The organism is Robbsia betulipollinis (assembly GCF_026624755.1).
GTDB lineage: Bacteria > Pseudomonadota > Gammaproteobacteria > Burkholderiales > Burkholderiaceae > Robbsia > Robbsia betulipollinis.
The window spans coordinates 133,061-145,078 of record NZ_JAPMXC010000001.1; the positions used below are offsets into that span (position 1 = coordinate 133,061).

General features: G+C 66.8%; 12 protein-coding genes. 10 read left to right on the forward strand and 2 right to left on the reverse strand.

Annotation, left to right across the window (positions count from 1 at the left end; all coding sequences use genetic code 11):
* Positions 1-22 precede the first annotated feature (22 nt).
* The 8 genes from OVY01_RS00620 (at position 23) to uraD (ending at position 8,538) form a co-directional block, all read left to right on the forward strand.
* On the forward strand, positions 23-1,168 hold the full coding sequence (locus OVY01_RS00620; RefSeq protein ID WP_267844886.1) for an ABC transporter permease: 1,146 nt from the start codon (positions 23-25) through the stop codon (positions 1,166-1,168).
* Positions 1,165-2,094: an ABC transporter permease gene (locus OVY01_RS00625; RefSeq protein ID WP_267844887.1), complete on the forward strand. Its 930-nt coding sequence runs from the start codon at positions 1,165-1,167 to the stop codon at positions 2,092-2,094. Before OVY01_RS00620 ends, OVY01_RS00625 begins: the two co-directional genes overlap by 4 nt.
* Positions 2,095-2,180: 86 nt before the next feature.
* Entirely contained in the window at positions 2,181-3,236 is a 1,056-nt protein-coding gene (locus OVY01_RS00630; protein WP_267847622.1) for a BMP family ABC transporter substrate-binding protein, read from the forward strand.
* A 43-nt stretch (positions 3,237-3,279) separates the two neighbouring features.
* Complete coding sequence (gene hpxO, locus OVY01_RS00635; protein ID WP_267844888.1) at positions 3,280-4,458, forward strand: FAD-dependent urate hydroxylase HpxO; 1,179 nt, start codon at positions 3,280-3,282, stop codon at positions 4,456-4,458.
* A gap of 135 nt (positions 4,459-4,593) precedes the next feature.
* Positions 4,594-5,469, forward strand: a complete 876-nt coding sequence (yghU, locus tag OVY01_RS00640) for a glutathione-dependent disulfide-bond oxidoreductase (RefSeq protein ID WP_267844889.1) — start codon at positions 4,594-4,596, stop codon at positions 5,467-5,469.
* A 250-nt stretch (positions 5,470-5,719) separates the two neighbouring features.
* A complete protein-coding gene (locus OVY01_RS00645) occupies positions 5,720-6,199 on the forward strand; it encodes a DUF2934 domain-containing protein (protein ID WP_267844890.1) in 480 nt (159 codons plus the stop codon).
* 495 nt (positions 6,200-6,694) lie between these two features.
* The gene (gene guaD / locus OVY01_RS00650; RefSeq protein WP_267844891.1) at positions 6,695-8,011 is read left to right on the forward strand and encodes a guanine deaminase; all 1,317 of its coding nucleotides are present in this window, start codon (positions 6,695-6,697) and stop codon (positions 8,009-8,011) included.
* The gene (uraD, locus tag OVY01_RS00655) at positions 8,008-8,538 is read left to right on the forward strand and encodes a 2-oxo-4-hydroxy-4-carboxy-5-ureidoimidazoline decarboxylase (protein ID WP_267844892.1); all 531 of its coding nucleotides are present in this window, start codon (positions 8,008-8,010) and stop codon (positions 8,536-8,538) included. The genes guaD and uraD overlap by 4 nt, the downstream gene beginning before the upstream one ends.
* 102 nt (positions 8,539-8,640) lie before the next feature.
* Here the strand turns inward: uraD and OVY01_RS00660 are convergent, their stop codons facing one another.
* Positions 8,641-8,928 carry a hypothetical protein gene (locus OVY01_RS00660; RefSeq protein WP_267844893.1) on the reverse strand — a complete coding sequence of 96 codons (288 nt, stop codon included), beginning with the start codon at positions 8,926-8,928 and terminating at the stop codon, positions 8,641-8,643.
* 312 nt (positions 8,929-9,240) lie between these two features.
* On the opposite strand from OVY01_RS00660, the gene OVY01_RS00665 reads away from it, so the two are divergent.
* On the forward strand, positions 9,241-10,140 hold the full coding sequence (locus tag OVY01_RS00665) for a ketopantoate reductase family protein (RefSeq protein WP_267844894.1): 900 nt from the start codon (positions 9,241-9,243) through the stop codon (positions 10,138-10,140).
* Here OVY01_RS00665 and OVY01_RS00670 read toward each other — a convergent pair.
* Positions 10,137-10,415, reverse strand: a complete 279-nt coding sequence (locus tag OVY01_RS00670; protein WP_267844895.1) for a hypothetical protein — start codon at positions 10,413-10,415, stop codon at positions 10,137-10,139. The two genes, OVY01_RS00665 and OVY01_RS00670, sit on opposite strands and share 4 nt — an antisense overlap.
* On the opposite strand from OVY01_RS00670, the gene OVY01_RS00675 reads away from it, so the two are divergent.
* Positions 10,414-11,910 (forward strand): sensor domain-containing diguanylate cyclase, encoded by a 1,497-nt coding sequence (locus tag OVY01_RS00675; protein ID WP_267844896.1) that lies wholly within the window; start codon positions 10,414-10,416, stop codon positions 11,908-11,910. The genes OVY01_RS00670 and OVY01_RS00675 overlap by 2 nt on opposite strands.
* Positions 11,911-12,018 lie beyond the last annotated feature (108 nt).

Here is a 12,018-nt window from a genome sequence, read left to right on the forward strand (position 1 = left end):
GTATTTTTCGACAACGAATTCGATGAATTTCCCCCTACGACTCGAACCCCGTCCGACGCCCTCGCGCGCGATGCGGCTGGCCGCGCCCGTCATCGCGGCGCTGCTCACCGCGGCCATCGGCTGGCTCGTGTTCGGCCTGGCGAACCAGGCGCCCGCGCTGGCGATGCGGACCTTCTTCATCGCGCCCCTGACGAACGTCAATGGGTGGTCCGAACTGCTGATGAAGGCGTCGCCGCTTTGCCTGATCGCGCTGGGCCTGGCGCTCAGCTACCGCGCTGGCGTGCTCAACATCGGCGCGGAAGGGCAGATGCTGCTGGGCGGCATCGCCGCGAGCGGCGTCGCGATCCATTTCGATCAAAGCGCGAGCCACTGGGTGCTGGCGTCGATGGTGCTCGCCGGGGTTGCCGGCGGCATGGCCTGGGCGGCGATTCCCGCGCTGCTCAGGAACCGTTTCGGCACCAACGAAATGCTGGTCAGCCTGATGCTGACGTATGTCGCCGCGCAATTGTTGATCTATCTGGTGAGCGGACCCTGGCGCGATCCGCAGGGCATGAATTTCCCGCTGTCCGAGATGTTTGCCGACAACGCGCTCTATCCCCGTCTGTACGGCGACTGGCACTGGGCCTTCTGGCGCGGGACCCGCCTGAATGCGTCGGTGCTGCTGACCGCGTGCGCGGTGCCGGTGGTCTGGGTGCTGATGCGCAGGAGCTTCATTGCCTACCGTCTCGCGGTGGGCGGCACGGCCCCGCTCGCGGCGCGGTACGCGGGCTTCTCGCCGCGCAGCGCGGTGTGGTTCACGATGCTGGTGAGCGGCGCGCTCGCCGGCCTGGCGGGCGCCGGCGAAGTGGCCGGACCGATCGGGCAGTTGCAGGCCGGCTGGTCGCCCGGCTATGGCTTCACCGCGATCATCGTCGTCTTCGTCGGGCGCCTGCATCCGGTGGGCATCGTGCTCGCCTCCCTGCTGATGGCATTGCTGTATCTGGGTGGGGAAGCGGTGCAGACCACGCTGCAATTGCCGCAGGCGATCAGCGGCGTCTTCCAGGGGCTGCTGCTGTTCTGCCTGCTGGGCTGCGACCTGTTCGTGCGCTTTCGGCTCGTCAGGCGCCCCGCGCCGCATGGCGTCGGCACGGCGATCGCTACCCCCGCCACCCAGGAGACCGTGCGATGAACGTCACCCAAGCCAGCGATCTGGCCGCGAGCGCGGTGACCGCCGCGATTCCCCTGATGTTCGCCGGCCTCGGCGAGGTGGTGACCGAGAAGTCCGGCGTCCTCAACCTGGGCGTCGAGGGCATGATGCTGATGGGTGCGGTGACCGGCTTCGCGGTCACCGCCGTCAGCGGCCAGCCCTGGCTCGGCTTCACCGCCGCGCTGCTTGCCGGCGCCGCGATGGCCCTGCTGTTCGCTTTCGTGAGTCTGACGCTGCAGGCCAACCAGGTGGCCGCGGGCCTGTCCCTGACGATCTTCGGCATCGGTCTGTCCGCCTATGTCGGCAAACCCTATACCTCCGCCACGCTCGCCGCGCAGGTCGCAAGCTGGCCGATTCCCGGTTTGTCGGCGCTGCCGGTGCTCGGCCCCGCGCTGTTCAGTCTGACGCCGCTCGGCTATCTCGCATTCGCGCTGTTCGGCGTGGTCGGCTGGTTTCTGTATCGCACCCGTGCCGGCCTGACCCTGCGTTCGATCGGCGAGTCCCCCGAGGTCGCGCATGCGATCGGCCTGCCGGTGACGGGGATCCGCTATGGCGCGACGCTGTTCGGCGGCGCGATGGCCGGTCTGGGCGGCGCCTATTACTCGGTCGTCTATCTGCGTCTGTGGCAGGAACAACTCGTCGCCGGGCGCGGCTGGATCGCGCTCGCGCTGGTGGTATTCGCCACCTGGCGGCCGGGCCGCCTGCTGTTCGGCGCGCTCTTGTTCGGCGTGCTCATGGCCCTGCAGTTCTACGCCCAGGCGGCGGGCATGCCGGTGCCGCCGCCGTTCCTCGCCATGCTGCCGTATCTGGCGACGGTCGTCGTGCTGGTGCTGATTTCGCGCAATGCCACGACCGCGCGCCGCCATGCGCCGGCGGCGCTCGGCAAGCCTTTCTTCCCGTCCAGCTGATGTCCTTTTCCATTCCCACGCGCGCACCGCTTCTTCCACGGAAACACACCATGAAAAAAACCCGAATCAGCGCCTGTCTCGTCAGCATGCTGGCTTTTTGTGCGGCAGCCGCACCGTCTTGGTCGCAGGCCGCGGGCGACCCGCCGGGCGTCGCGTTCGTCTACCTGACCAACCCGGGCGACGCCGGGTGGACCTATGCGCATGACCGGGGCGCGAAGGAGGTCGAGGCGGCCTTCGGCAACAAGATCAAGGTCACGCGCGTGGAAAGCGTGCCCGAGTCGGCCGACTCCGAGCGCGTGTTTCGCGATCTCGCGAACAAGGGCAACAAGATCATCGTCGGCACCAGCTTCGGCTATCAGGATTTCGAGATGAAGGTGGCGCGCGATTTCCCGGATACCGTGTTCGAGCACGCGACCGGCTACAAGCGGGCGAAAAACTTCGGTACCTACGATATCCGCATGTACCAGGGCGCCTATCTCGCCGGCGTCATCGCCGGACAGGTGACGAAGAGCAATGTGCTCGGTTTCGTCGGCTCGGTGCCGGTGCCGGAAGTGGTCCGCAACATCAATGCGTACACGCTGGGCGCGCGCTCGGTGAATCCGAAGATCCATACGAAAGTGGTCTGGGTGAACAGCTGGTTCGACCCGGGCAAGGAAAAGCAGGCGGCCGAAGCGTTGATCGGGCAGGGCGCGGACGTGCTGTTGCAGAACACCGATTCGAGCGCGACGCTGCAAACCGCCGCGGAGAAGCATGTGCACGCATTCGGCTGGGATTCGGACATGAAGTCGTTCGGGCCGTCTGCGCATCTGGGTTCGGTCGTCGGCCACTGGGGCGTGTATTACAAGGCGCTGATCCAGCAGGTGCTCGACGGCAAGTGGCAGTCCACGCCGGTCTGGTGGGGCATGTCGCAACAGGCGCTGGATCTGGAGGACATCAATACGGCCGTGGTGCCGGCCGCCTCGCAACAGGCGGTGGTCGAGCGGCGTAACGCCATGACCAGCGGTCAGTTCGACCCCTTCGCCGGTCCCATCAAGGATCAGGGCGGCGCGGTCAAGGTCGCGGCGAACGCGAAGCTCAGCGATGCCGACCTGCAGCGCATGAACTGGTATGTCGACGGTGTCGACGGCGTTCTGCCGAAGTGAACCGGTTTTTCAACGCCGCCGACGCCAGACGGGAGAACGGCTCATGAAACCGCTTGAGGTGATCGTTGTCGGCGCCGGCATGGGGGGCCTGAGCTGCGCGCTCGCGCTGCAACGGCAAGGTCATTCGGTGCGCGTCTACGAACGCACGGCCGAACTGCGCCCGGTCGGCGCGGCGATCTCGATCTGGCCCAATGGCGTGAAGATCCTGCGCGCGCTGGGGCTGGGCGCGGCGATCGACGCGGCCGCCGGACAGATGACGCGCATGAGCTATCGCGACCGCGATGGCGCGCTGCTGACCGCCTTCTCGTTGCAGCCTTTGTACGAACGCGCCGGCGAGATCGCGCGGCCGATCGCACGCACCGCGCTGCAACGCATCCTGCTGGATGCCGTGGCGGCGGTGGCGCCGGTGCGGCTTGGCACCGCGTGCAGCGGCTTCACGCAGCGCGCGGACGGCGTCACCGTCGCTTTCGCCGACGGCAGCGAGGACCGGGCGGATCTGCTGGTCGTCGCCGACGGCAGCCGTTCGCGTCTGCGCGATGCCGTGGTCGGACGCGCGGTGCCGCGCACCTACTGCGGCTATGTGAACTGGAACGGCCGGGTTCCCGTCGCGCCCGAACTGGGCGCGGCCGACGAATGGACGCAGTTCGTCGGCGACGGTCAGCGCTTGTCGCTGATGCCGATGGGAAACGGGCAGTTCTATTTCTTCTTCGATGTGCCGCTCGCGCAGGATCGCATCGACGCGGCGCCGGCGCAGGGCACGGGCTACCGCGACGAACTCGCCGCGCATTTCGCCGGCTGGGCCGCGCCGGTGCAGCAATTGATCGCGCGGCTCGATCCGGATACCGTCGCGCGGGTGGCGATCCACGACACCGCGCCGCTCGACTCGCTGGTGAACGGACGCATCGCGCTGCTCGGCGATGCCGCGCATGCGATGTCGCCGGATCTGGGGCAGGGCGGGTGCCAGGCGATCGAGGATAGCTGGGTGCTCGGCGAACAACTGGCGGCCAGCGATGGCGACGTGCGCGCGGCCCTCGCGGGCTACGATGCGGCGCGCGCCGCGCGAGTCGCCTCGATCGTCACGCGGGCCCGGGCGCGCGCCCGGGTGATACACGGGCAGGACCCCGCGTCGACGGCGGCCTGGTATGCGGAACTCGCGCAGGAAGACGGGGAGGCGATCATCGCCGGCCTGTACAAAACGGTGAGCGGCGGGCCGCTGCGATAGCGCGCGGTCCGGCAGGTCCGTGCCCAGGCTGGCCGGAGCACGGGCGTCGATGCCGGCCGCGCCCGGCACGATTCGCCACGGGCTGGTACGCTGGCATTCCACCTTTCCCTCCACCGGACGCAAGGAACCGCTGCCATGAGCCAATCGTCGGATTACACACCGCCCAGGGTCTGGGCCCAGAACAAGGACGCCGGGGGCCGCTTCGCCAACATCAATCGACCGGTCTCGGGTGCGACGCACGACAAGGAACTGCCGGTAGGCCGTCATCCGCTGCAACTCTACTCGCAGGGAACCCCGAACGGGGTGAAGGTCACGGTGATGCTCGAGGAATTGCTGGCGCTGGGCCGGCGCGGCGCGGAATACGATGCCTGGCTGATCCGCATCGGCAAGGGCGACCAGTTCGGGAGCGGTTTCGTCGCGGTCAATCCGAATTCCAAGATTCCCGCCCTGGTCGACCTCAGCGGTGCGAATCCGATCCGGGTTTTCGAATCCGGATCGATCCTGCTGTATCTCGCCGAAAAATTCGGCGCCTTCCTGCCGACCGAGCCTGGCGCACGTGCCGAATGTCTGTCGTGGCTGTTCTGGCAGATGGGCAGCGGACCCTATCTTGGCGGTGGCTTTGGCCACTTTTATGCGTATGCGCCCACGAAGATCGAATATGCGATCGATCGTTTCGCGATGGAGGTGAAGCGTCAGCTCGACGTGCTCGACAAGCAACTCGAGCGCCACGAATACGTGGCGGGCGGCGAATACACCATCGCCGACATGGCGATCTGGCCCTGGTACGGCAGCCTGGTGAAAGGCTGGCTTTACGAGGCGGCCGAGTTTCTCGCGGTGCATGACTATCGCCACGTGCAGCGTTGGGCCGACGCGGTCGGCGCGCGTGCGGCGGTGCAGCGGGGCCGGATGGTCAATCGCCTGTCGGGCGAACCGTCCAGTCAACTGCACGAGCGGCACGACGCCGCCGACTTCGATACCCGCACGCAGGACAAGCTGAGCGCGCCGGAATAGGGTCGCCCGCGGGAGCCGGGGAAGCGGTGCCGTTGCCGCCGGGAAGATCCCGGCGATCGATGCTCAGGTGTTGTTCTGACGTGCCTGGTCGCGCCGGCGTTTGTTTTATTGCACGAGTCGACCGATAATTGGGTCCGCATGCGCCTTCGCAGGTGCTTTGGCAACCCGGCATTCGCGCTCATGGTCCGGTCGCGCGCGGCCGAGTCGCACCGAAGCGCAACGGTATCGATCAACACAACAGGAGAAGCGGGTGGGCAAACAGTCAATTGAAGATGCGATCCGGGTACGGGCGTATCACCTGTGGGAGGACGATGGCCGCCCCGCGGGTCGAGCCGATGAATATTGGGAAAAAGCCCGGACACTCGTCGAAGCGGCGCAGACCGCCGGATCCGCCGAACCGGCGCAGGGTGCCGATGCGCCGCTGAAGGGTGCCGGCAGGAAGAAGCACGCCGCGATCGCAAGCGATGCTGCCGCCGCGGTGGGAAAGCCGTCGCCGGCCGCACCGTCGCCGGCCGCAGCCAAGCGCGCTGCGCCGAAGCGTGCGGCAGTGTCTGCCGCGCCGGTCGAGGAGGCGGCTGGCGGGAAGGCGGCGCCAGCGACCAAGCCGGCGGTGAAGGCGCCCGTGAAGACGGTGGCCAAAACCGCCGCGAAATCCGCATCGAGCGAGGCGGCCAAGCCCGCGCGGAAAACCGCGACGGCGACGGCTGCGAAGAAAACGAAGACGGCGTGATTCAGCGGTTTCGCCGCTTGCACGGACGGCGGGTCGCGCATTTCGCCGCGGCCGCTGCCGGCAGGCGTACCGGAATGGATGCGTCTTCGCCCGCGACGTAGCGGCATGGCGTGCCTGCGCCGCCCGGGCCGTATTTTCGCGAATGCGGCGCCAACCCAGCGAAGCGATGGGATGATGACGGCGAACGCCCGCACGTTCGTCGGCGGGCACCGTCGCGCGTGCGACGTCGCTGCGCTGCCAGGCAACGCCCGCCGCCCTTGCATATAGCGTGGCGCTGATAGTCGGCATCAGCCTGGCACGGCCCATTTTCAATGGGAAATGATATCGTTTTGCGCATCCGAAGAGGATATCGCCGCGCGCGAATCCGTTCTGCGAAGCTGCTCCGCGAATCTGTTCCGCGAATCTGTTCCGATACCCCGGTTTTTTCCTTCGACCAAACCTGAATGCGCGAGCCGGGCGGTTTTTCCATCGCGGCGCCGCAGAGATCTGCCCCCTATGCAACCCACCGCCTACCGCGCAAGCATCCTGACCTTCACCGACGACCCTTTGCAGGGCGATCATGCCCTGACCTACGAGCCGGACGGACTGCTCGTCGTCGATGCACAGGGCATGGTCGCCGCCCGCGGGTCCTACCACACGCTGGCGGCCACGGTGGCCGACGGGACGACGATACGCGACTACCGGGACCGTCTGATCGTGCCGGGTTTCATCGATACGCACGTGCATTATCCGCAGATCGACATCGTCGGTTCGCCGGCCGAAGGCTTGCTGCCCTGGCTCGACACCTACACGTTCCCTGCCGAGCGCCGGTTCGGCGATCCCGCGCATGCCGCCCGGACCGCGCGCTTCTTCGTCGATCAATTGCTGGCCTGCGGCACGACCACCGCGGTGACGTGGTGCACCGTCCATCCCGGGTCCGTCGATGCGATGCTGGGCGAAAGCCGGCGGCGCAATCTGCGGATGATCGCGGGCAAGGTCATGATGGATCGCAACTGCCCGGACTACCTGCGCGATACCGCGCAATCCGCCTACGACGACAGTGCAGCGCTGATCGCACGCTGGCACGGCACCGAGCGGCAGCATTACGCCATCACGCCGCGTTTCGCGCTGACGTCGAGCGAGGCCCAGCTCGACGCCTGCGCCACGCTGGCGCGCGAACACCCGGATGTCTTCGTCCAGACGCACGTCGCGGAAAATCTCGACGAGATTCGCTGGGCCGCGGAACTGTTTCCGGCGCACCGCAGCTATCTCGACGTCTACGATCGGCTCGGGCTTCTGCGTCCGCGCGCGATCTATGGCCACTGCATCCACCTGGACAAGGCGGACCGGCGGCGGATGGCGGAGACCGGCGCGGTGGCCGCGCATTGTCCGACGTCGAACCTGTTTCTCGGCAGCGGCCTCTTCGATTTCGCCGCGAGCGACGCGGCGGGGCTGAAAATCACGCTCGGGACCGACGTCGGCGGCGGCACCTCGCTATCGATGCTGCAGACGATGAACGAGGCGTACAAGGTCGCGCGCATGGGCGGCACGCATTTGAGCGCATCGCGCATGTTCTATTTCGCGACGCTGGGCGCGGCGCGGGCGCTGCGGCTCGACGACCGCATCGGCACGCTTGCGCCCGGCGCCGAGGCGGACTTCATCGTCCTCGATTCTGCCGCCACGCCGTTGCTCGCGCATCGCGCGGCGCGCGCGCAGTCTCTCGAGGAAACGCTGTTTGCCCTGGCGATGCTTGGCGACGATCGCGCCGTGGCTGCGACGTACGCGGCCGGCGCATGCGTGCATCGTCGCGACGCCAGCGGGAGCGCGTCATGAGCACGACCCTGCCGATGCTGAACGCCATGCCGGAAGCGGTATTCGTCGCCACGCTCGGTACGATCTTCGAGCATTCCCCCTGGGTGGCGGCGGCGGTGAGCGCCCGACGACCGTTCGCGAGCGTCGCAGACCTGCACCGCGACATGTGCACGGCGGTCGCGGGCAGCAGCCCGGCGCAGCGTCTGGCCCTGATCGCCGCGCATCCGGAACTGGGCGCGGCAATGACGCGCAAACAACCGTTGAGCGTCGAATCCGCCGGGGAACAGGCCGGTGCGGGACTTGACCGGAACGATGCGCCCGAAGCGGCGCAACTCCTTGCCCTGAACGCCCGATACCGCGCACGTTTCGGCATGCCCTTCGTGCTCGCCGTGCGCGGTTACGATCGGCGCGGCATCATCGACAACCTGCACGCACGCCTCGGCCATTCACTGGAAGAGGAAAGCGATGAGTGCCTGCGCCAGATCTATCGTATCGCGCGGTTCCGGCTCGACGACCTGATCGTCGACATGCGTCAGGGTCTGGTTTAATCCGCCTGCCGCCGCCGACATTCGCTGTCGGACGCCGACGGGCGGCATTACCCGTCGTTTTCGCTTATCGGCGGCGCTTCCGCCACCGCCGGGCGTTCCCGCTTATTCCGCAGCCGGTACGGTGCTTGCCGGCGTGCCCGTCTTCTTCGACGCACGATGCCGACGCGTCGTCGTCGACTTCTTCTTGTAATCGTCCACCGGTGGTGAATACGACGAGTTCGCGCTGGTGCCCGGGCTCATCGTGGTCGTGGCGTTCGCACCGTTCGGCGGCGTGGCGCCGGTGCTTTGCGCGAAGGCGGCGGGGCTGAGCGCGACGCTCAGGATCGCGAGCGCGGTACCTGCTGCAACCGTGGCGATGGCCCTGTACGCAGGCGTCATTTTCTTGTTCATCCGATTTTCTCCATAGCGCGATTGATAAGAATGCGGACAATCACGACGCTGTTTGTCCGCGTCTTCGAGTGTACGGAATTTTCGCGTTTCACGGGGGAACGCATCGCGTGATCTTGCGGTTCATCAGCGTGACGAGGCGCGGCACGGCATTCGGTTCGGTGTGCTGCGCGATCGCCCGGGAATCCGGGAGACGCGACGGTCCGTCCCATCCCTTCATGCGTCGCGCGCGTCGTATGGTACGGTTTCGATTTCCGCCAGGCCCCGGGCGCAGTCCGGCGCGTCGCGGGAATCAACCGAACTGGGAGAGCGTCAATGAAATTCGCGGTCATGGGAGCGGGCGCCGTCGGGTGCTATTACGGCGGCATGCTGGCGCGTGCGGGACACGAGGTCGTGCTCATCGGCCGGCCTGCGCATGTCGCGGCGATCGAGCGCAACGGGCTGCGCCTCGAGACGACAACGTTCGATACGCCGGTGACGCTGACGGCGAGCGTCGACCCCGCTGCGGTGCGGTGCGCGACCTGTATCCTGTTCTGCGTGAAATCGACCGATACCGGCAGTGCCGCCGCCGCCATCGCCCCCCACCTGGCATCCGATACGTTCGTACTCTCGCTGCAAAACGGCGTGGAGAACGCCTCGCACTTGCGTACGCTGCTGCCGCAGGAAATTGCCGCGGCGGTGGTATACGTCGCCGCCGAGATGGCCGGGCCCGGACATGTACGGCATCGCGGGCGGGGTGAATTGATCGTCGAGCCGTCGCGCCGCGGTCAGGATGTCGTCCAGGCCCTCGTCGAGGCGGGCGTGCCCACGGAAGTCTCCGACAACGTGCGCGGCGCGCTCTGGGCGAAGCTCACGATCAACTGCGCCTACAACGCCTTGTCCGCGATCACGCAGTTGCCGTACGGGCGCCTCGTCGCGGGCGTCGGCGTTCGCGAGACGATCGACGGTATCGTGTGCGAGTGCCTGGCGGTGGCGCGGGCAGAGGGCGTGGACGTCGTGGGCGACGTGCCGGCCGCCGTGCATCGCATCGCCGACACCATGCCTGGGCAATATTCCTCTACCGCGCAGGATCTCGCACGCGGCAAATCCAGCGAAATCGACCATCTCAATGGTTTGATCGCGCGCCGCGGCCACGCGCTCGGCATTCCCACGCCGCTCAACAGCCTGTTGCATACCCTGATCAAGTTGCTCGAACGGCGCGGCGACCGCCACTAAAGGCCGACAAGCGACCAGCGAGAAATTCGGTAGAAGCAGAGATAGCGGGGAAAAGGCGCCTTTTTCGGCGGATGGAAGTTGCGGCTTGCCGGTAATCTGACAGCAAGAAATTTCCTGCTTTTTGCGACAGGCGGCTTGTGAAGTTCATCGACACCCGCCGAAGGTTCCATGCGCCCCGGCGCGAGCCGGCTTCCGCTGCCGGGGCGTGATGACCACGTCCAGGGCATTTCACGCTGGATACTCTGCTTATCAATGTCGCCGACTTCTCGTTTCATGAAAAGAATCCGGGCCGTCACGGCGCGCCATCCGCGCCGCACGCTCGTCTTCTCGGCCAGTCTGTGCATCGTCATGGCACTGCTGAGCGTTCTGACGCTCTGGCAGCAATGGCTGGATGCGCGCGATCACGCGGTCGAGACGTCGGTGAACGTCCTGACCATCATTCAAAAGGACATCGAGCGCAACATCGAGCTGTACGACCTCTCGTTGCAGGCCGCGGCGGCGGGCGTGCTCGATCCCACCGTCATGCGTCTGCCGAACCGTTTGCGCGATGCGATCCTGTTCGACGCATCGGCACGCGCTTCCGATCTGGGCAGCCTGTTCGTACTCGATCGCCAGGGCAATGTCCTCGTCGACTGCAAGAACGACCCGCCGAAAGCCGTCAACCTCGCGGACCGCGACTTCTTCAAGGTGCATGTGAACGATCCCGACCGCGGATTGTTCGTCAGCCAGCCGGTGGTGTCGCGCCTCGCTCCCGGGCAACGCGCGATCGTGCTGAGCCGTCGCGTCACCGCCGCGGATGGTTCGTTTGCCGGGGTCGCCGGCATCGGCATCAAGCTGAGCTATTTCGCCCGTCTGTTTTCGAGCGTGAAACTGCATTCCACCAGCGCGGTCGCGCTCCTCAACGACAAGGGCATGTTCCTGACGCGGATGCCTCCCAACGTGAAATTTTCGCCAGGGCAGTCGAGCGTCGGCCCGGCGCTGCTCGCGTCGATGTCCGCGCATGGCGAAGGCACCATCACGCGGACTGCCGCGATGGATGGCGTCGAGCGGCTATACGTTTTCCGTCACCTGCCGCAATTCGGCATGATCATCGTGGTCGCACCGTCCACCGAGGATGTATTCGGTGCCTGGCGTTCGCGCGCCGCCATCGTCGCCGTCCTGATGGTGGTATTCAGCGCGGCCTTGCTCTTCGTGTCGGTGTTGTTGTCGGTCGAACTGCGCGATCGCATGACGGGCGAGGCGGCGATGCGCGCGCTCGCGCGCACCGACAGCCTCACCGGGCTGGCCACGCGCCGCGTGTTCGACGAAACGATCCGCCGCGAATGGGCGATCGCGCGGCGCAGCGCGCGGCCGCTGACGCTGGTCTTCATCGACGTCGACCATTTCAAATCGTTCAACGATGCCTACGGGCACATGGCGGGCGACGAGGCGCTGGTCAGGATCGCGGGCATTCTCGCCGCGGGATTGCGCTACGGCAGCGACATCGCGACGCGCTACGGCGGCGAGGAGTTCGTCCTGGTGCTCGCGGATACCACGGAGGAGGTCGGTGCCCTGATCGCGGAGCGAATCCGTGCCACGGTCGAGGATTGCGGCATTCCCCACGTCGGTTCGCCACTGGGTCATCTCACCATCAGTCTGGGTATCGCCAGCTATAACGGCGCTTCCGCCGGCAGGACCGAGGAACTGGTCAAACGGGCGGATCAGTCACTGTATCGCGCGAAACAGAATGGCCGCAACCGGGTGGCGTCGGGCGGACTCGTGGCGGCCTGAGCGCCCGCCGCCCGCCGCGCGCCGCTCCCGCGCCGCGGTGCACCGCGGCGCGCGTGTGCGATGCCGGTGGATTTTCGGATAAGATCGAACGAAGGGGACGTCCGGCGG